This window comes from Methylobacterium sp. EM32, from assembly GCF_040593685.1.
Classification (GTDB): Bacteria; Pseudomonadota; Alphaproteobacteria; order Rhizobiales; family Beijerinckiaceae; genus Methylobacterium.
In genome coordinates this window covers 19,102-39,716 of record NZ_JBEXZS010000048.1, presented here as the reverse complement: position 1 = coordinate 39,716, position 20,615 = coordinate 19,102, and the positions used below count along the sequence as shown (strand labels likewise).

Genomic DNA, 20,615 nt, shown 5'->3' with positions numbered 1-20,615 from the left:
GCCCGTCAGACCAGCATCTTGCCTTCGTCGGAGATCACGTCGCCCAGATCCGCCCCGGTCTCGCCGAGGTAGTCCGAGAGCAGCATCTCGTTATGCGCCTTGCCCGACGGGATCATCGGGAAGCAGTTCTCGGTCTTGTCGACGATGCAGTCGAAGACCACCGGGCCGTCATGGCCCAGCATCTCGGCGATCGCCGCGTCGAGACTGCCGGGATCGGAGCAGCGGATGCCCTTGGCGCCGTAGGCCTCGGCCAGCTTGACGAAATCGGGCAGGCTCTCCGAATAGCTCTCGGAGTAGCGCGAGCCGTGCAGCAGCTGCTGCCACTGGCGCACCATGCCCATGTATTCGTTGTTCAGGATGAAGATCTTGACCGGCAGGCGGTACTGCGCGGCGGTCGACAGCTCCTGGATGTTCATCTGGATCGAGGCCTCGCCGGCGATGTCGATCACCAGGGCGCCGCGGTGCGCCAGCTGGGCGCCGATCGCCGCCGGCAGGCCGTAGCCCATGGTGCCGAGGCCCCCCGAGGTCATCCAGCGGTTCGGCTCGTCGAACTTGTAGTACTGCGCCGCCCACATCTGGTGCTGGCCGACCTCCGTGGTGACGTAGGTCTCGCGGTGCTTGGTGGCCTCGTAGAGGCGCTGGACCGCGTATTGCGGCTTGATGGTGGTGCCCGACGGCCAATAGCCGAGGCATTCGCGCGCCTTCCAGCCGCGGATCTTCGACAGCCACTCAGTCAGGCGGCCCTTGTCGGGCTCCGGCGTGACCGCCCGCCACTCGCGCAGCATGTCGCCGAGCACCGAGGCGCAGTCGCCGACGATGCCGATATCGGCCTTGACCGTCTTGTTGATCGAGGAGGCGTCGATGTCGACGTGGATCTTCTTGGAGAACGGCGAGAAGGCGTCGAGCCGGCCGGTGATGCGGTCGTCGAAGCGCGCGCCGATGCAGACCATGACGTCGCATTCGTGCATCGCCAGGTTCGCCTCGTAGGTCCCGTGCATGCCGAGCATGCCGAGGAACTGCGGGTCCGAGCCCGGAAAGGCGCCGAGACCCATCAGCGTCGAGGTGACCGGGAAGCCGGTCGCGCGGGCAAGCTCCCGCAGCAGCTGCGAGGCCTCCGGCCCCGCATTGATGACGCCGCCGCCGGTATAGAAGACCGGCCGGCGCGCGCCCGCCATCAGCGCCACCGCGGCGCGGATTTTTTCCGGGTCACCTTGAGTCTGCGGGTTGTAGGTCTTGTGGCTGTTGTCGACCGGGCGGCGGTAGAGGCCGCTGGCGAACTGGATGTCCTTCGGCAGGTCGATGACCACCGGGCCGGGCCGGCCGTGCGAGGCGACGTAGAACGCCTCGTGCAGGATCCGCGGCAGGTCCTCGATCGATTTGACGAGGTAATTGTGCTTGGTGCAACTGCGGGTGATGCCGACCGTGTCGCATTCCTGGAACGCGTCGGAGCCGATCAGGTGGGTCGGCACCTGGCCGGTGATGCAGACGAGCGGGATCGAATCGAGCAGCGCGTCGGTCAGCCCGGTGACGATGTTGGTGGCGCCCGGCCCCGAGGTGACCAGCACGCAGCCGACCTTGCCCGACGAGCGGGCATAACCCTCGGCCGCGTGGACCGCGCCCTGCTCGTGCCGGACCAGGATGTGCTTCACCGTGTCCTGATGGAAGAGCGCGTCGTAGATCGGCAGCACCGCGCCGCCCGGATAGCCGAACAGGGTGTCGACCCCCTGATCCTGAAACGCCCGGATCACCATCTCGGCGCCCGTCATGACCTCGCCCGCACTCATCGCCGCGCTCCGTTCCTTGGTCTCGTCCGCGCTCTCAGATCCGTTTTACGCAACAAAAAAGGGCCCCGAAGGACCCTTGCATGCGCCACCCTTGGGATGCCGAGCCGTTAAGCTCGCCCCGTCGGTGGCGCCTCCGCTACAATAAGGACCGCACGCATGCTGTGATAAGCCTGCCCTTGAGAGAGTGGCGCGGACCCTACGCCCGTGACCAGGCAGGGTCAACCGATTTCGGGGCGCGCGTTAAGCATTAGGATCAGCGCGGGGTCAGCGTCGGATAGGCCCGCCGCACGGCGCGCGCGATCGCGAGGGCGAGGACGACCTTCACCGCGTCGCCCGGCAGGAACCAGGCGGAGCCGATCGCCGCCTTCGCGAGATCGATCCGGGCGATTGCGGCGATCCACGGGATGCCGACCGCGTAGGTGAGCGCCACACCGCCGAGGACGAGGATCAGCCCCTCCTTCCAGACCGTGAGGCTCTTGAGGCTGCGCTCGACCAAAAACCCGATGGCGAAGGCGGCGACCGGCCACATCAGCACGAAGCCGCCGCCCGGCCCCATGACGATCCCGAGCCCGCCCCGCCCGCCGGCCATCAGCGGCAGCCCGGCGCAGACGAGAAGGACGAAGAGGGCGAGTGCCGCGCCGCCGCGCTTGGCGCCCGCGATGGCGCCGGCGAGCATCGCCCCCATCGACTGCGCGGTGATCGGCACGCCGATGACCGGCAGGGTAACGGGCGGAAACAGGCCGAGGGCGGCGGTGAGGGCGGCGAAGAGCGCGACGAAGACGATGTCACGGGTCGACATGGGGGTCCTTGAAAGAGGGGAAAATTGGCGGGCGCCGAACATCCCGACGGCTATGCTCTGTCGGTACTGACATCCTCCTGGTCATTCCGGGGCCGCGAAAGCGGAGCCCGGAATCCAGACGCTCAGGTCGTGCAGAAAGTAGCGGAACGCTCTCCGCCTCATCCTGAACGATCCGCGGTTCTGGATTCCGGGCTCCGCTGCGCGGCCCCGGAATGACATGGAGGATGTGGAATCTGCCAGCTAGATTTCTCGCGCCGGAACGGGCGAGCGACCGTTCAACCATCGGCCCTATCCGGATCATACGACCGCGCATCGATCGCCGCCGCGATGTCGTCGCTCATCTTGAGCATCCGCACGACGACCGGAACGGTGAGCGCCACGAGGCTGCGCTCAAGGCCGCGCGCCCGCTGCGCCTCGCGCACCTCGGCGGTGATGGCGGCCAGCACCGGGATGAAGCGCAGGGTGAGCGCGATGGCGAGGCCCGCCTTGGCGGGATTGACCCCGAAGGGCTTGAGCCAGCGAAGGCCGCGTTGCAGCGCCTCGATCAGGTCGGCGCTGCGGGTCGTGAGCGTCACGAGGCCGGCGAGCAGCACCAGGCTCGCCAAGCGGGCGGCCACCAGCAGGCCGGCGAGCCAGCCGTCGAGGGCGAGCTGGACCAGGACCAGCACGGCGAGGATCCAGGCGAGCGGCCGCAGCTGCGCCAGCATCAGGGAACCAGGGATGCCGGCGAGCCGGTAGAGCAGGCCCGTGACGCTCAGCGCCGCGAGGGCGAGATCGAGCCGCGGCAGCGCGAACAGGACCGTGCCGGCCACGATCATCGCGACGATCTTCGCCCCCGCCCGGCAGCGATGGACCGGGCTTCCACCCGGAACGTACGGCGTCACGACATCATCGCGACGTAGGCCGGGAGCGCCACGGAGGGCGTGTCGTCGATGACGACGCGTCCGTCCTCGAACACCAGCACCCGGTCGAAATGCTCCAGGAAGTCGAGGTCGTGCGAGACCACGACCGCGCGTTGCGCCAGCCCGTCGATCGCCTGCGCGATCCGGCGCTTGTTGCGCAGGTCGAGCAAGGTGGTCGGCTCGTCGAACACGATGACGTCGGGCGCCATCGCCAGCACGCCCGCGATGGCGAGCAGCTGCTTCTGGCCGCCGCTGAGGAGATGGGCCGGGTGATCGCGAAAATCCTGCAGGTCGTAGCGGCGCAGGGCCTCGTCGGTGCGCCGGGCGATCTCGTCCTTGGGCAGACCGAGATTCTTCAGCCCGAAGGCGAGGTCCTCGGAGACCACCGGCAGAACGATCTGGTTGTCGGGGTTCTGGAACACGAAGCCGACCTTGCGGCGCACCGCCTTGCCGTCGCGGCGCGTGTCGAGCCCGTCGATCCGCACCGTGCCGCGGCTCGGCACCAGCAGGCCGTTGAGCAGGCGCGCGAAGGTGCTCTTGCCGCTGCCGTTGCCGCCCACCACCGCGATCCGCCGCTCCGCCAGGTCGAGGGTGAGGTCGCGCAGGACCGTGCGCTCCCCGAAGGCATGGCCGACATGCCGGATCTCGATCATCGACGGGTCCGCTCCTCTCGCCTCGGCGGCGCCTCATAGCACCTCCGGCCGGGGCCGACAGGGCGGTTTGGAAACTTCCCCCGCCTCCCCTATCTCAGGCTCGGGCGTAGGGGCCCGCGGGGATGCACGGGATGACGACCGGGACGGCCTACCTCTTGGTCGATGTCGCCGGAACCGGCTGCGCCCTGCCGCGGCGGGCGGTCCTGGAGATCCTGCCCCTGCCCCGTCTGTGGCGCCCCCCGGGGGCGCCGGGGGCGCTCGCGGGCTTCCTCAACCTCGCCGGGTCCGCCGTGCCGGTCCTCGACCTCGCGGTCCTGTTCGGCCTCGGGCGGCCGGTGAACGCCCAGGCGGCGCTCTACCGCCACCTCGTCCTCCTCCACGGCGAGGCGCCCCTCGCCCTGCTCGTCGACCGGGTTTCGGATGTCGTGCGGGTCGAGGCGGGCGAGGTCCGGCCGGTCGCCGACGAGGCCACCCTGAACGGTTGCGTCGCCGCCGAGATCCGCCTTGGCGACACGCTGGTGCACGGCCTCGCAGTCGACCGGATTCTTCTCGCCGAGGAGCGCGAGCGGCTGGCGGCGCGGACCCGGGACGCGCAGGCGCGGCTCGCCGAGTGGGCGGCGTGAGCCGGAGATGCCACAGCCGGACATGCGCACCATGCGGGGCACGGCCCCGATCGGCGATCCGGCCTTCGCGGCCCTGAAGGCGCGGCTCGTCGCCCGGACCGGCCATCATTACTACGCCGACAAGGACGACCTCCTGTGGGAGCGGGTCGGCCGGCGCATGCGCGCCCGGGGCGTGCCCGATCCCGCCGGCTACCTGGTGCTGCTGGAGGAGTCGGAGGCCGAGTGGGCGGCGCTCGAGGCCGAGATCACCATCGGGGAGACGTTCTTCTTCCGCTACGCCGAGCAGTTCGCGGCCCTGCGCGGCACCATCCTCCCCGAGCGCATCGCCGCGCGAAGCGAGGAGCGGCGCCTGCGGATCTGGAGCGCCGGCTGCTCCACCGGCCCCGAGACCCACTCGGTCGGGATCGTGCTGCACGAGCTGCTCGGCGAACGGCTGCCCGAGTGGCGGATCGGCCTCACCGGCACCGACATCAACCGCGACGTGCTGGCGGTGGCGCGGCGCGCGGTCTACGGCGCCTGGGCCCTGCGCACCCTCGGGGCGGAGGAGCGCGCGCGCTACTTCCGGCCCGGCCCGCGGGAGGGCACCTTCGCCCTGCGCCCCGAGTTCCGCGGGCTCGCCCGGTTCGAGCCGCAGAACTTGATGAGCCTGCTCGACGGCACCGCCTCCCTGGCGCTGACCGATTACGACCTCATCCTGTGCCGCAACGTCCTGATCTACTTCCACCCGGACGTGGTCCAGGCGCTGGTGCGGGCGCTGGCCCAGCGGCTGCGGCCCGGCGGCTGGCTGCTGCTGGGACATGCCGAGCCGAACCCGGCCTTCGCGGAATTCCTGGAACCCGTCTCCCTGCCGGGCACCGCCGCCTATCGCCGGCCGGAGGACGGCGAGAGGCCGGACTTCGTGCCAGCCCAGTTGCCGGGCCAAGGGCCAGCCCAAGCGACAGGCCAAGCGCGACCGGAACCGGAGTCCGACTGGATGCCGCTCCTGCCCCCGGCCCTGCCGACGCTGGAGACGCCCCTTGCCTCCGAAACGCCCCTCGCCTGCGAGACGCCCCCTCCCCGGCCCGTCGCGACCAAGCCCGCGCCGGTCGCGGGCGACAGCCCCCTCGCCACCGTCCGGGCGCTCGCCGATGCGGGCGACCTCGACGCGAGCTGGCGAGCCTGCCGGGCGGCCCTCGGACAGGACCCGACCGATCCGCGCCTGCGCTACTATGAGGGCCTGCTCGCCCGCGCCCGCGCCCGGCCGGACGAGGCCGAACGCGCCTTTCGCGGCGCGTTGTACCTCGATAAAGGTTTCGTCATGGCGCATTACCACCTCGGGTTGACCCTGATCGCCGCCGGCCGCGCCGAGGCCGGCCGCCGCGCCGTGGCCAATGCCCTGCGGCTCGCAGCAGCCCTGCCGGCCGGGGCGGAGCTTCCGGAGGGCGACGGGCTCACGGCCGCCGACCTGTCCGGCGCCGCCCGGCCGTTCCTCGGCGGCGAGGCCGCCTGATGCCGCGATCGACGACCTCCGCCGCCGCTCAAGCCGGGCCGACCCTGCCCGGCGAAGCTGCGCTCAGTGCCGCCCGGATCGAGGAGATCCTGGAGGCCCGCACCCGCAGCCTCGCCGCTCGCGGCACGGCCCCGGAGGCGCGGCCGACACGCTCCCTGCTCGTCTGCCGCGCCGGTGCCGAGACGGTCGGCCTGCCGCTCGAGAGCGTCGCCGAGGTGTTTCCGTTCCGGCCCTGCACACCGGTGCCGGGGGCGCCCACCGCGCTCGTCGGGCTCACCGGGCGGGGCGGGACCCTCGTCAGCGTGGTCGATCTCGCTGTCGCGCTCGGCGCCGCGCCGGCGCCGTCGGAGGGGATCACCGGCCACGTCGTGACCCTGCGCCGGGACGGACCGCGAATCGGCCTCAAGGTCGAGCGCGTCCTGTCCGTGGCCGAGGCCGTGGTCGAGACCGAAGGCCTGGGCAGGCGGGCGGTGGCGGGCTATGCCCGCGCCGCGTCGCAGGCCTCACGTCCGGAACCGGACGATTCCGGGTCCGGTTTCGCGGTGATCGATCTGCCGTCTCTCCTGGCGCTCCTCGCTTCCGGCCGTCCCGGACCGGCCTGACTTAAAGCCTCCAGCCAAAGAGAACCCCACGCGTGTCGCTCTCGATCGGGAACCGCATCCTCCTCGGCTTCGCCGCCGTCGTCCTGGTGATCGTGGCGCTCGGCGTCTACGCGGTCGGGCAGATCGGCGAGGTGCGCAACGCCACCGACATCATCGTCACCCGCGACCTGACGGTGATGCACCAGCTCGAGAACATCCGCGAGGCGCAGCGCCGGATGAGCGATCTGCGCGACGAGGCGACCACCCGCTACTACCTGCGGGCGATGGGCCGCGAGCCCTCGGCCAAGGAGGAGCCGACGGTGACCTGGCGCCGCAACGCCGCCGCCGCCGAGACCGCCCTCGCCGGGGCCATCACCACCGCCAACGATTACCGGGCCCAGTCGCTCTCGCCCGACCGGGCCGCCGCCTGGCAGCGCATCGCCGAGTTGCTGGTCGGCGCCGGGGCCGAGCTGCGCACCACCCGCACCGCCACGGAGCGCCAGTTCGAGGCGATCAACGCCAACGACGTACCGGGCATCCAGGCCGCCGAGACCGCCCTCGACCAGTCAGGCGACAACTTCGTGCGCACCATGGGGTCGGCGCGCGACGCCCTCGACGGCGCCATCGCGGCCGGCCAGCGTCGGGTCGGGGCGATCTACGAGGAGAGCCGGCTCTCCACCATCGCGGCGCTCGTGGTCTGCGTCGTGATGGCCCTCGTCATCACGGTGCTGATCCGCCGCTCGGTGGTGCAGCCCCTCGACGCGGTGATGGCCTTCGTCGGCAAGGTCGGGGCCGGCGACCTCACCGGCCGGATCGCCGACACCCGCCGCGACGAGCTCGGCCGCTTAGGGGGTGTGCTCAACCAGATGGTCGAGGGCCTGCGCCAGCTGGCGAGCCAGAACCGCGCCTCGACCTCGAACCTCAACGCGGCGGCGGCCGAGATCCGCGCCTCGGCCCAGGAGCAAGCCGCGAGCGTCGAGGAGCAGTTCGCCGCCGTGCAGGAGACCGCCGCCACCGTCGACGAGATCACCCATGCGGGCGCCCAGATCGGCAAGCGCGCGCAGGAGGTCATCGCCACGGCGCAAGCCACCGCCCAGACCTCGAGCGCGGGGTTGCGCGCCGTCGACGAGACCGCGCGGGCCATGGACGCGATCCGCGAGCAGAGCGAGGCGGTGGCGGAGAACATCGTGGCGCTCAGCGAGAAGACGCAGGCGATCGGCGAGATCATCGCCACGGTCAACGACGTCTCGGAGCGCACGCATCTCTTGGCGCTCAACGCCGCCATCGAGGCGGCGGCGGCGGGCGAGAGCGGGCGCAGCTTCGCGGTGGTGGCCTCCGAGATGAAGGCGCTCGCCGACCAGGCGAAGGAGGCGACCGCCCAGGTCCGGGCGATCCTCGGCGACATCCAGCGCGGCATCAACGCCTCGGTGATGCTGACGGAGGAGGCGGTCAAGCGCGTGGCGGTCGGCAAGGAGCGCACCGACACCACCCACGCGACGATCGAGGAGATCACCGCCCGGGTGCAGGAGAGCGTGCAGACCTTCCAGCAGATCGTCGCCTCGACCAACCAGCAGCAGCTCGGCATCGAGCAGGTGATGGGGGCACTCCAGAACATCCGCCAGGCGAGCCAGCAGACCGCCGCCGGCACCCGCCAGGTCGAGGCCGCCGCCGCCAACCTGAGCGAACTCGCCAGCGCCCTCCTGGCGCTCGCCGAGCGCTACCGGCTCTGACGGAAGCGGAACCGACCCAGCCCCGATGGACGATATCCGCCAGCTCCTCCTCGCGGCCTTCGACGCCGAGCATCGCGAGCACCTCGCGGCGATCCGGGCGGCGCTCGCCGAGGCCGAGGCGGGCCGGCCGGCCGACTGGAACGACGTCTTTCGCCGCGCCCACAGCCTGAAAGGCGCGGCCCGCGCCGTCGACCTGCCGGCGGTGGAGGAGGTCGCCCACCGGCTGGAAGCCCTGTTCGACCGGGTGGTGCAAGGCCGCACCGGCCTCGACCGGAGAACCGCCGGCGTGGTCGACCTCGCCCTCGACCGGATCGAAGGATTGGTTGCGGGCCTCGCCGAGACGCCCGAGCCGGCGGTGCCCGCCGACGCCATTGCGGCCCTCGATGCCTGCCTGTCCGGCGCGCCGATCCCGGAGGCCAAATCCGACATCACGCCGGAGATCAGGCCGGAGGCCAGACCCGGACCGGCGCCCGAACGGCTCCCGGAGCCCGCGCCGCCGACGCACCAGGACCACGCCGTCGCCTACCTGCGCATCGCCAGCGACCAAGTCGAGAGCCTGTCGAAGGCGGTGCACGACCTCACCGCCGTGCTCCAGGGCCAGGAGGCGATCGGGGGCGCGGTGGCGGGCCTCGAATCCGGGGCGCGCGGCCTGCGCCGCAGCGTCGATACGGTGCAGGGCCGCACCGGCGAGATGGTGGCGCTGGCCCGCCGCCTGCGCGAGGCCGGCGATCCGGCCGGCATCGCCCTCGACGGCTTCGTCGACCGGGTGCGGCGCCTCGACGGCGACCTGCGGGCGGTGATCCGCGGCATCTCGGGCCTCGCCCGGGTGCAGAGCCGCAGCACCGGCGCGGTCGACACCGCGCTCCGGCGCCTGCGCGACGATGCCGACCGGTTGCTGCTGGTCCCGGCCGAGACGGTGTTCGGCGGCTACGGCCGGATGGTGCGGGAGATCGCCCGCGAGGCCGGATTGGCCGTGGAGGTGCGGCTTCACGGCCTCGACCTCCAGGTCGACCGCGGCCTGCTCCAGGCCCTCAAGGACCCGGTGCTGCACGCCCTGCGCAACACGATCAGCCACGGCGCCGAGAGCCCCGAGGGGCGCCGGGAGGCGGGCAAGCCTGAGGCCCTGTCGGTCACCCTCTCGGTCGCCTCGAAGGGCACGCAGCTCGTCGTGACGATCCGCGACGACGGCCGCGGCCCGGACCTCGCCCGCATCCTCGAGACCGGGCGGCGCCAGGGCCTGGTGGCGCCGGGGTCCGAGCCCGGCCGGGACGAGATCCTGGATCTCGTCTTCGCCCCGGGCTTCTCGACCGCGGCCGCCATCGACCGGATCGCCGGGCGCGGCATGGGCCTGTCGGTGGTGGCGGAGGCCGCGCGCTCCTTGCGCGGCCGGGCTTCCTTGCGGCCGGCCGAGCCCCACGGGGCCGAGGTGACCATCACGGTGCCGCTCTCCGCCGCCCGCCAGCCGGTGCTGCTCGTCGAGGCGGCTTTGCGGCCGGGCGAGGCGCCGCAGACCTTCGGCCTGCCGAGCGGCGCGATCGCCGGGCTCCTGCGCCTCTCCGAGCGCGACCTCGCGTCCGTGGCGGGTGAGCCGGCGGCACGGATCAAGCAGGGGGGACGGGACGTTGTCGTGCCGCTCGTTCCCCTCGCGTCGCTCCTCGGATCCGGTGTTGCCCCTCTTCCCCTCCGCGACGGCCTCGTCCGCGCCGTCCTGCTGCATTGCGGCCCCACTCTGTGCGCCGTCGCCGTCGACCGGCTGCTCGACGTGCGCGTCCTCCTCGTCGGCCCGGCGCCGCCCTTCGGCGGCGACCCCGCCCTGATGTCCGGTACCGTCATGCTCGCCGACGAGAATCCGGCCCTGGTGCTCGACCCCGAGGGCCTGTGCGCCCGCGCCCGCACCGGCGGGCTGGTGGCGGCCCCGGTTGCTGTGCCCGAGCGCCGGGCGCGACGCGTGCCGACCGTGCTCGTCGTCGACGATTCGATCACCACCCGGACGCTGGAGAAGAGCATCCTCGAGGCGCACGGCTACCGGGTCTTCGTCTGCGTCGACGGCCAGGACGCCCTCGACCGCCTGCGCCGGGACGGGGCCGACGTCGACCTCGTTGTCGCCGACGTCGAGATGCCGCGCCTCGACGGGTTCGGCCTGCTCCAGGCGGTGAAGGCCGATCCGGGCTTGACGCGGCTGCCGGTGATCCTGATGACCTCCCGCGGCGATCCCGCCGACATCCGCCGGGGCCTCGATCTCGGGGCCGACGCCTACATCACCAAGCAGAAGTTCGATCAGCGCGAGCTTCTCGACACGATCGGTCAGCTGCTGTGAGCGCCCCCGTCCGCGTCATGCTGGTGGAGGATTCGCTGGTGGTGCGCCAGCTCCTCGCCCACATCGTCAGCCGCGATCCGCGGCTCGCCCTCGTCGCGGCGGTCGCCTCCGGCGAGGAGGCCCTGCGGGAGATCCACCGGATCCAGCCCGACGTGATCTCGATGGATATCCGCCTGCCGGGCATCGACGGGCTGGAGACCACCCGGCGGATCATGGCCGAGCGCCCGACCCCGATCGTGGTCGTCGCCGACGCGGTCGAGGATTCCTCGCTGAAAATCTCGATGAACGCCCTGCGGGCCGGGGCGCTGAGCGTGGTCGAGAAGCCGGTCGGCACGGGCCACCGCGCCTACGAGGCGGTGTCGGACCAGATCTGCACCCAGTTGCGCATCATGAGCCAGGTGCCGGTGATCCGGCGCCGGCCGATCGGGGCCGAGCGCCTCGCGCCGGCACGGGACGAGGCGCGCGGCCAGGCGTTGCAGATCCCGGCGACGCAGGCGCCGAGCGTGCTCGCTGTCGCCGCCTCGACCGGCGGGCCGCCGGCCTTCGCCAAGCTGCTCGGCGCCCTGCCGGCGGATTTTCCGCTCCCCGTGCTCCTCGTCCAGCACATGGGCGCGGCCTTCATGGAGGGCTTCGCCGACTGGCTGAATGGCGTCGTGCCGCTCACCGTCGTCATCGCCACTGACGGCGTGCGGCCGCTGCCCGGCCACGTCTACGTCGCGCCCGGCGACCGCCACCTGACGCTCGGCCCCGGCGGGCTCCTGATGCTCGTCGACGAACCACCCGTCGGGGGCCAGCGCCCTTCCGCCACACTGCTGTTCCGCTCGGTCGCCCGCTCGGCCGGCCCGCGGGGGCTGGGCGTGCTCCTCACCGGCATGGGCGAGGACGGCGCCGCCGGCCTCCTCGACATGCACCTCGCGGGAGCCGCCACCATCGCCGAGCACGAGAGCTCGGCGGTCGTCTACGGCATGCCGGCGGCGGCCGTGCGCCTGAAGGCCGCCGGGAGCGTGCTCCCCCTCGACCTGATCGCGCCGCGGATCCTGCGGGCGGTGCAGCCGGGCCTCCCGGCGTGACGGCAGCGACCCAGCCCCGCATCCTCCTGGTCGAGGATTCCGAGACCCAGGCGCTGCACTTGCGCCTGTTCCTCGAGCGCGCCGGCTTCTCGGTCGCGCGCCACGCCACGGCGGAAAGCGCGCTCGAGGCGATGAACCACGGCCTGCCCGATCTCGTCGTGGCCGACTACCACCTGCCGGGGATGAACGGCGACGAGCTGACCCGGCAGATGCGGCTCGCCCTGCGCACCCGGGCGACGCCGGTCCTGATGCTCACCGAGGCGAGCGGGCGCGACTTCGAGCGCCAGGGACTGGAGAGCGGCGCCGACGCCTACGTGCCGAAATCCGCCGACCGCGACCTGCTGCTCCTGCGCATCCGCGCGCTCCTGCGCGAGCGCGCCGCCGTGCCGGAGGACGAGCCGGGCCGCCCGGCGAGCTTCCGCCGCGCCCGCATCCTCGTCGTCGACGGCTCGGCGACCTTCCGGGCCTATCTCGCGGCTCTCCTCGCCCAAGAGGGCCACGAGGTCGTCGCCGCCGACGGGCCCGACCCCGCGATGGCGGCGTTGGAGGCGCCCGGTGAGGGCTTCGACTGCGTCACGGTCGATCTCCTCGGCACCGGCTTCGACGCCATCGCGCTCTGCCGCCGGATCGACGCGTTCCGGGGGGCCGCCACGGGTGCGGGGGCGCCGGGCTTCTACCTCGTCGGCATCGGCTCGGCGGCTTCCTCCAGCAAGGACCTGCTCGTCGAGGCGTTCTCGGCCGGGGCCGACGACGTGGTGGCGAAAGGGGCCGACGCCGACCTGCTGGCGATCCGGGTGCGCACCCTGGTGCGCCGCAAGCTCCTGGAGGAGGACGACCGCCGGGTCGCCGACGAGGTGCGCCGCCACGCGCTCGCCGCCGAGCGCGCCAAGGCCGAGGCCACCGCGGCGGAAGCCAAGGCGGCGCTCGCCGGGGCGCTGGCCCAGGCCAACCACGACCTCGAACAGGCCAACCACCGCCTCAAGGACACGCAGGCCAAGCTCGTCCAGGCCGCCAAGATGGCCTCTCTCGGCGAGCTCGTCGCCGGCATCGCCCACGAGATCAACAACCCGCTCGCCTTCATCCTCGCCCATCAGGGCACGGTGGAGCGGCTGGTCGGCGAGGTGGCGGGCGCGGTGCCGGAGGGCACGCCGGCCCGCCGCGCCCTCGACAAGGCCCGCGACCGGGTCGGGTCGATGCGCCTCGGCCTGTCGCGGATCCAGGACCTCGTCGTTAACCTGCGCAAGTTCTCGCGCCTCGACGAGGGCGAGATGCAGACCGTCCACGTGCCGGACGCAATCGAGAACGTGCTGGCGCTGCTCCAGCACAAGCTCGGCACCCGCATCACGGTGCGCAAGGACTTCGCCGGCGCGGCCGAGATGCGCTGCTCGCCGGCCCTGCTCAACCAGGTGGTGATGAACATCCTCGGCAACGCCGCCGACGCGATTCCCGGCGACGGCACGATCACGATCGAGACCGCGATCCGCGACGACCACGACGTGATCCGGATCTGCGACAGCGGCCCGGGCGTGCCGGAGGACTTGCGCGAACGGATCTTCGAGCCGTTCTTCACCACGAAGCCGGTCGGATCCGGCACCGGGCTCGGCCTCGCCATTGCCTACAGCGTCGTGCAGGCGCATAGCGGACAATTATCCGTGGAATCGTCGCCGGAGGGAGGGGCCTGCTTCGTGATCAGCATTCCGAGGCGGGCCGCATGACCATGGGTGCGATGGACCGATCGATGAATCCGGCCCCGCGCGGCACGATCCTGGCGGTCGACGACGAGCCGGACATCCTGGTCGCCCTCGAGGACCTGTTCGAGGACGAGTACCGGGTTATCACCACCTCCCGGCCGGCCGAGGCCCTGGCGTTGATCGCCGCCGAGCCTGACATCGACGTCATCCTCTCCGACCAGCGCATGCCGGGCCTCACCGGCGACGCGCTGCTGGCCCAGGCACGGGAGATCTCGGACGCGCAGGCGATCCTGCTCACCGGCTACGCCGACATCTCGGCGGTGGTCTCGGCGCTCAACCGCGGCGGCATCACCGGCTACATCACCAAGCCCTGGGATCCGGCGCTCCTGCGCAACGCGGTGCGCAGCGCCTACGAGCGCCACCGCCTCGCCCGGGAGCTCGCCACCGAGCGGGCCCTCCTGCGCGGTCTCCTCGACCATTCGGGCGACGCGATCGCCTTCAAGGACACCGAGGGGCGCTTCCTGCGCCTCAACGCCCGCATGGCGGAGCGCCTCGGCGCTCCTTCGGCCGAATCCTGCCTCGGCCGCACCGAGGCGGACCTGCTGGGAGACGGCGCCGGCGAGGCGGAAGCCGCCGACCGGGCGGCGATCGAATCGGGCGCACCGACCGAGACGGTGGCGGCGAGCGGACCGGAGGCGGCCCCGACCTGGAACCAGATCACCCGCGTGCCGATCCGCGATCCCGCCGGGGCGATCGTCCACCTCGCGGTGATCGCGCGCGACATCACCGAGCAGCGCCTGCTCGAGACCCGCCTGCGTCAGGCCGACAAGATGCAGGCGCTCGGCACGCTGGCCGGCGGCGTCGCGCACGACTTCAACAACCTGCTGACCGCGATCCTCGGCAGCCTGGAGCTCGCCCTGCCGAAGGTGGCGGGCGACGCGCGCCTGTCGCGGCTGATGACCAACGCCGCCCAGGCGGCGCAGCGCGGCGCGGCGCTGACGAAGCGCCTCCTCACCTTCAGCCACCGCCGCGACCTCCAGGCCCGGGTCGTCGACCTCAACGCGGTGATCCGCGGCATGGACGACCTGCTCGGGCGGAGCCTCGGGGGCTTCGTCCAGGTCGAGCGCGACTTGAGCGACGCCCTGTGGCCGGCCAGGGTCGATCCCGACCAGCTCGAACTCGCGATCCTTAACCTCTGCATCAACGGCCGCGACGCGATGCCGGAGGGCGGCGTCGTCGCGCTCTCGACCCGCAACGAGACGATCCGCGGCAGCACCGACCCGAACCTCAAGGACGGCGACTACGCAGTGATCGCGATCCGCGACACCGGCACCGGCATCCCGCCGGAGATCTTAGGCCGGGTGTTCGAGCCGTTCTTCACCACCAAGGGCGTCGGCCAGGGCACGGGCCTCGGCCTCGCCATGGTATTCGGCCTCATCCAGCAATCGGGCGGCACGATCCGCATCGACAGCGCGGTCGGGCACGGCACCACGGTCCTCCTCTACCTGCCGCGCTCGCGCGAGGCGGTCGAGGCGACCCCCGCCACGCAGGCCGCGCCGGCCCCGGCGCCGCGCCGGGCCCGCGTCCTGGTGGTCGACGACGATCCCCAGGTGCGCCACGTCACCGCCTCGTTCCTCAACGGCTTCGGCTACGACGAGGCCGAGGTGCCGAGCGGCGAGGCGGCCCTGGAGCGGCTGAGCGCGGAGCGGTTCGACATCGTGGTCGCCGACCTGGCGATGCCGGGCATGAGCGGCCTCGACCTCGCCGAGGCGGTGCGCGGGCGCTGGCCGTCCCTGCCCTTCCTGCTCGTCACCGGCCATGCCGAGGCGGCGCGCATCCCGGCGGACTTCTCGGTGCTGGAGAAGCCGTTCCTGTCCGCGGACCTCGCGGCGCGGGTGGCGGCCCTGCTCGATCCGAAGGCGTGATCTGATCCGGAAAGTATGAGGCGCGGGCCCCCCTCTGCGGCAAGGCTGTCCGAGGGAAGCGAAGAGCGCGGGACTTCCCCTCTCCCCGCGGGCGGGGAGAGGGCCGAACCCTCGTTCAGAGGGTTTGGCAAGCCCGCAGGGCGAGGGTGAGGGGGAAGTGCCGAATGTGGCTCCTCCGGGACCACCCCCTCACCCTCGCTCCGGCTTCGCCTCCGCTTGCTGCGTTCCCTGAACGGGAACACAGCCCTCTCCCCGCCCGCGGGGAGAGGGGAAGCCCGCGTCATATCTTTCGAGAACCAATATCGCGGGCCGCCTGCGCGACCTCGGCCCCGCCCCTTCTGCGTCACCCGCGCGCCAGTGTATCGCCGACGGCACAGCCGGCCCGGAACCAGTCGGGCACGAAAGTCATTCACGCTTGCGTCAGCAAGATTGGCTAAGTGTTGCCCGCGCGTTGCCGATCGGTCATCCCCATCGCGCCGCAGCGGCGCGCTGGCCGACGAAGAGTGTGACGAACATGCCCCGGACGCTGAGACCGATCAGCCAAGTCGTCGTCCTGGCCGTCGTGGCCGCCGGCGCGGTCGTCGCCTACACCATGGTGCGGCCCAGCCACCGCCAGGAGCCGATCACCGCCTTCGCGGACGTGCCGGCCCGGCCGCAGGCCCCCAAGGGTTTCACCCTCACCGCGTCGCAGCTCGCGACGGTGTCGAGCGAGCCGGTGGTCAAGCGCCGGTTCTTCGAGGAGATCGCCACCGAGGGTAAGATCGGGGTCGACGAGTATCAGGCGACGCCGGTCTTCTCGCCCTATCCCGGCCGCGTCATCGCGATCTTCGCCCGCACCGGCGAGCAGGTGAAACGCGGCGATCCGCTGTTCTCGGTCCAGGCCAACGAGATGGTCCAAGCCCAGAACGACTACCTAGCCGCCCTCAACGTGCTGAACAAGAGCCGCTCGCAGCTCAACTTCGCGCAGGCCGCCGAGAAGCGGCAACGCGACCTGTTCGAGACCCGCGCCACGACCCTGCGCGATCTCCAGGCCGCCCAGAACGACCTCACCACCGCCACCAACGACAACCGCACCGCCGAGGTCGGGCTGGAGGCGGTGCGCAACCGCCTGCGCATCCTGGGGCTTCGCGACGAGGAGATGGCGGCCCTGCAAAGGGGCTCGGCGATCAACCCCAACACCCCGATCAACGCGCCGCTCAGCGGCACCATCATCCAGCGCAAGATCGGCCCGGGCCAGTATGTCGGCTCGAGCGGCGACCCGTCCTACATCATCGGCGACCTGTCGAAGGTCTGGCTGGTGGCGCAGCTGCGCGAGACCGACGCCGCCAAGGTCGAGATGGACGAAAAAATCACCTTCCGCGTGCCGGCCCATCCGGAGCGCGAGTTCGTCGGCCGGATCAACTTCATCGGCACCTCGGTCGACCCGACGACCCGGCGCATCACCGTGCGTGCGGAGATCGACAACCGCCAAGGTCTGCTCAAGCCCGAGATGTACGCGAGCGTGCGCATCATCAACGAGCGCGAGACCCTGTCCCACGCCGTGCCCCGTGCCGCCGTGATCCTGGAGGGCAACAAGGCCAGCGTCTGGGTGCTGCGGGCCGACAACTCGGTCGAGAACCGGGCGATCCGGGCCGGCATCGTCGACGGCTCCACCGTCGAGATCCTCGACGGGTTGAAGGAGGGCGAGCGGGTGATCTCCCGCGGCTCACTCTTCATCGACCGGATGTCGACCCAGAGCTGACCCCCGCCCTCTCCTGTTCGACCCCGCACCTTCGGATCCTCGGCCATGACCGGCATCGTCGGCCTCGCCCTGCGCCAGCGCGCCCTCGTCGTCCTGGCCTTCGTGGCCCTGATCCTCGGCGGGCTCGCGGCGTTCCAGAGCCTCAACATCGAGGCTTATCCCGACCCGACGCCGCCGATGGTGAACGTCATTACTCAGGCGCCGGGCCTCTCGGGCGAGGAGATTGAGCGCTACATCACGGTGCCGATCGAGGTGATCACCTCGGGGCTGCCCGACCTGAAGCAGGTCCGCACCGTCTCGCTCTACGGCCTTTCCGACGTGAAGCTGCAATTCGGCTTCGCCAACAGCTACCGCGAGGCCGAGCAGCAGGTGCTCAATCGCCTCGCCCAGCTCGACACCCTGCCGAACGGCGCCAAGCCCGCCATCTCGCCGGTGAGCCCGATCGGCGAGATCTTCCGCTACAAGCTCGTCGCGCCGGAGGGCTACAGCGTCCTCGACCTGAAGACCCTGCAGGACTGGGTGCTGCGCAAGCGCTTCCGCGCCGTGCCGGGGGTCATCGACGTCATCGGCTGGGGCGGCAAGACCAAGACCTTCGAGATCGGCGTCGACCTCGACCGGCTGATGGCGCATGGGCTGACCCTGTCGGGCGTGGTCAAGACCCTCAACGACAGCAACCTCAATGTCGGCGGCAACCGCATCACCCTGGGGAGCCAGTCGGCGGTGGTGCGCGGCGTCGGCCTGATCCGCTCGGTCGACGATATCGGCGAGACGGTGCTGACCCAGTCCGGCGGCGCCCCGGTCCTGGTGAAGGACGTCGCCACCATCACCATCGGTCACCAGCCGCGCCTCGGCATCGCCGGCATGAACGAGGACGACGACATCGTCCAGGGCATCGTCCTGATGCGCCGCGGCGAGCGCTCGACCCCGTCGATCGAGGCGGTGAAGGCGGAGGTGGCCCGGATCGAGGCCGCCGGCATCCTGCCGCCGGGCGTGCGCATCGAGCGCATCTACGACCGCGCCGACCTCATCGCCGTCACCACCCACACCGTCCTGCACAACATGATGGTCGGCATCCTGCTGATCCTGGTGGTGCAGTGGCTCTTCCTCGGCAACCTGCGGAGCGCGCTGATCGTCGTCGCGACGATTCCCTTCGCGCTGTTCTTCGCCGTCATCATCCTGGTGGCGCGGGGCGAATCGGCCAACCTCCTGTCGGTCGGCGCGCTCGATTTTGGCCTGATCGTCGACGGCACCGTCATCATGGTCGAGGCGATCTTCCGGCGCCTCTCGGGCCACGGTCCGCCGCTGCCTCCCGGCCTCGTCGGCGCCAAGGGAATGCCGAGGAAGCTCGGGCTGATCTCGCTCGCCTCCTCCGACGTCAGCCGCTCGATTGTCTTTGCCGCAGTGATCATCGTCACCGGCTTCCTGCCGCTCTTCACCCTGTCGGGCGTCGAGGGCAACATCTTCGGGCCGATGGCCCAGACCTATGCCTACGCGCTGGCCGGCGGCCTCATCGCCACCTTCACGGTGACGCCGGTCCTCTCCGCCTACCTGCTGCCGGAGCACATCCACGAGGTCGAGACGATCCTGGTCCGGAGTCTCGACCGGCTCTACCGGCCGGTGATCCGGGCCGCGCTCGCCCACCGCACCCTGACGCTGGGCTTTGCCGCCCTCATCGGCCTCGGCGTGGCGGTGGAGGGGCGCAATCTCGGCCTCGAATTCCTGCCGAAGCTCGAGGAGGGCAACCTCTGGATCCGCGCCACCATGCCGGCGACGATCTCGCTGGAAGAGGGCAACCTCTACGTCAACCGGATCCGCCGGGTGATCGCCGAGGTGCCGGAGGTCGAGCGGGTGGTCTCGCAGCACGGCCGGCCCGACGACGGCACCGACGCCGCCGGCTTCTTCAACGGCGAGTTCTTCGCGCCCCTCAAACCCGCCGAGCAGTGGCGCGAAGGCGTCACGAAGGACGCGATGACCGGCGCGCTGCTAGAGCGGCTGCGGACCGAGTTCCCGGGCGTCGAGTTCAACCTGTCGCAATACCTGCAGGACAACGTCGCCGAGGCGGTCTCAGGCATCAAGGGCGAGAACTCGTTCAAGGTGTTCGGGCCCGACCTGCAGACCCTCACGGACGTGGCGCGCCAGGTCGAGGCGACCTTGAAGCGCGTGCCAGGCGTCACCGATCTCGGCGTCTTCACCTCGCTCGGCCAGCCGACGGTGCAGATCAACGTCGACCGCACCCGTGCCGCCCGCTACGGCCTGACCCCCGGCGACATCAACACGACGGTGCGCACCGCGATCGGCGGCGATTCGGCGGGCGAGCTCTACGACACCGGCTCCGAGCGCCACTACCCGATCATCGTGCGCCTGGCCTCGCAGTACCGCCAGAGCGTCCGGGCGATCCGCGAATTGCGCATCGCCGGCCAGACCCAGGGCGGCGCGATGGTCCAGATTCCCCTGAGCGCCGTCGCCGACGTCGAGCTGGTGTCGGGCCCGGCCTACATCTACCGCGAGGGCCAGGAGCGCTACCTGCCGGTCAAGTTCAGCGTGCGCGACCGCGACCTCGGCAGCACCATCATCGAGGCCCGCGAGCGGGTGGCGCAGGAGGTGAAGCTGCCGCCGGATTACCGGCTGGAGCTCGTCGGCGAGTTCAACAACATGCAGGGCGCGCTGGCCCGCCTCTCCGTCACGGTGCCGCTGGCGATCCTGCTGATCGCGGTGCTGCTGTTCGTGAATTTCGGCTCCCTCGTCGACACCCTCCTCGCGCTCAGCGTGATCCCGATGGCGGTGGCGGGCGGCGTCGTGGCGCTCGCCGTCACCGAGACGCCGTTCTCGGTCTCGGCAGCGATCGGCTTCATCGCGCTGCTCGGCATTGCGGTGATGGACGGCATCATCGTGCTCACCCACTACAACGGGCTGATCGCCCGCGGCGAGGAGCGGGCCGAGGCGATGCTGAAGACCTGCACCACCCAGATGCGCCCGGTGGTGATGACCTGCGTCGTCGCCGGCGTCGGCCTCCTGCCCGCCGCATTCTCGCAGGGCGTCGGCTCGCAGGTGCAGAAGCCCCTGGCGCTGGTGGTGGTCGGCGGGATGAGCCTGGCGCCGATCCTGATCCTCATCATCCTGCCGGTGCTGATCCTGCTGTTCTCGCGGCGGCGACCGGCGGCGATTCCCATGCCGGCGGAGCCCGGTGCGCCGGCCCCGGCCGGGGCGGTGATGCACTAATGGGGCGCGGGCGATCGTCGCCCGTCTCCCGAATGGGACTGGTCAGCCGCGCGGCAGGAGCTAACATCGCCTGCCTTATCGATGAGCGGAC

The 20,615-nt window shown here is 71.4% G+C and carries 14 protein-coding genes; 10 read left to right on the top strand and 4 right to left on the bottom strand.

Annotated features, from left to right (window positions below):
• Positions 1–5: 5 nt before the first annotated feature.
• From ABZT49_RS07615 to ABZT49_RS07600, 4 genes are all read right to left on the bottom strand, one after another.
• Positions 6–1,784 (bottom strand): acetolactate synthase 3 large subunit, encoded by a 1,779-nt coding sequence (locus tag ABZT49_RS07615; RefSeq protein WP_355285043.1) that lies wholly within the window; start codon positions 1,782–1,784, stop codon positions 6–8.
• A gap of 253 nt (positions 1,785–2,037) precedes the next feature.
• Positions 2,038–2,583 (bottom strand): biotin transporter BioY, encoded by a 546-nt coding sequence (locus tag ABZT49_RS07610; RefSeq protein ID WP_355285041.1) that lies wholly within the window; start codon positions 2,581–2,583, stop codon positions 2,038–2,040.
• 275 nt (positions 2,584–2,858) lie between these two features.
• Complete coding sequence (locus ABZT49_RS07605) at positions 2,859–3,467, bottom strand: energy-coupling factor transporter transmembrane protein EcfT (RefSeq protein WP_355285040.1); 609 nt, start codon at positions 3,465–3,467, stop codon at positions 2,859–2,861.
• Positions 3,464–4,138: an ATP-binding cassette domain-containing protein gene (locus tag ABZT49_RS07600; RefSeq protein WP_355285038.1), complete on the bottom strand. Its 675-nt coding sequence runs from the start codon at positions 4,136–4,138 to the stop codon at positions 3,464–3,466. Before ABZT49_RS07600 ends, ABZT49_RS07605 begins: the two co-directional genes overlap by 4 nt.
• Before the next feature lie 131 nt (positions 4,139–4,269).
• On the opposite strand from ABZT49_RS07600, the gene ABZT49_RS07595 reads away from it, so the two are divergent.
• The 10 genes from ABZT49_RS07595 (at position 4,270) to ABZT49_RS07550 (ending at position 20,524) form a co-directional block, all read left to right on the top strand.
• A complete protein-coding gene (locus ABZT49_RS07595; protein WP_355285037.1) occupies positions 4,270–4,761 on the top strand; it encodes a chemotaxis protein CheW in 492 nt (163 codons plus the stop codon).
• A 7-nt stretch (positions 4,762–4,768) separates the two neighbouring features.
• Complete coding sequence (locus tag ABZT49_RS07590; protein WP_355285035.1) at positions 4,769–6,250, top strand: CheR family methyltransferase; 1,482 nt, start codon at positions 4,769–4,771, stop codon at positions 6,248–6,250.
• The gene (locus tag ABZT49_RS07585) at positions 6,250–6,852 is read left to right on the top strand and encodes a chemotaxis protein CheW (RefSeq protein ID WP_355285033.1); all 603 of its coding nucleotides are present in this window, start codon (positions 6,250–6,252) and stop codon (positions 6,850–6,852) included. Before ABZT49_RS07590 ends, ABZT49_RS07585 begins: the two co-directional genes overlap by 1 nt.
• Positions 6,853–6,884: 32 nt before the next feature.
• Complete coding sequence (locus ABZT49_RS07580; protein WP_355285032.1) at positions 6,885–8,561, top strand: methyl-accepting chemotaxis protein; 1,677 nt, start codon at positions 6,885–6,887, stop codon at positions 8,559–8,561.
• A 25-nt stretch (positions 8,562–8,586) separates the two neighbouring features.
• The gene (locus ABZT49_RS07575) at positions 8,587–10,878 is read left to right on the top strand and encodes a response regulator (RefSeq protein ID WP_355285030.1); all 2,292 of its coding nucleotides are present in this window, start codon (positions 8,587–8,589) and stop codon (positions 10,876–10,878) included.
• Positions 10,879–10,895: 17 nt separating this feature from the next.
• Positions 10,896–11,948, top strand: a complete 1,053-nt coding sequence (gene cheB / locus ABZT49_RS07570) for a chemotaxis-specific protein-glutamate methyltransferase CheB (protein WP_355285071.1) — start codon at positions 10,896–10,898, stop codon at positions 11,946–11,948.
• On the top strand, positions 11,945–13,663 hold the full coding sequence (locus ABZT49_RS07565) for a response regulator (RefSeq protein WP_355285028.1): 1,719 nt from the start codon (positions 11,945–11,947) through the stop codon (positions 13,661–13,663). Before cheB ends, ABZT49_RS07565 begins: the two co-directional genes overlap by 4 nt.
• Positions 13,660–15,564, top strand: a complete 1,905-nt coding sequence (locus ABZT49_RS07560) for a response regulator (protein WP_355285026.1) — start codon at positions 13,660–13,662, stop codon at positions 15,562–15,564. The genes ABZT49_RS07565 and ABZT49_RS07560 overlap by 4 nt, the downstream gene beginning before the upstream one ends.
• A 514-nt stretch (positions 15,565–16,078) precedes the next feature.
• Positions 16,079–17,305: an efflux RND transporter periplasmic adaptor subunit gene (locus ABZT49_RS07555; protein WP_355285024.1), complete on the top strand. Its 1,227-nt coding sequence runs from the start codon at positions 16,079–16,081 to the stop codon at positions 17,303–17,305.
• Positions 17,306–17,350: 45 nt separating this feature from the next.
• Entirely contained in the window at positions 17,351–20,524 is a 3,174-nt protein-coding gene (locus tag ABZT49_RS07550; protein WP_355285023.1) for a CusA/CzcA family heavy metal efflux RND transporter, read from the top strand.
• The last annotated feature ends 91 nt before the right edge of the window (positions 20,525–20,615 follow it).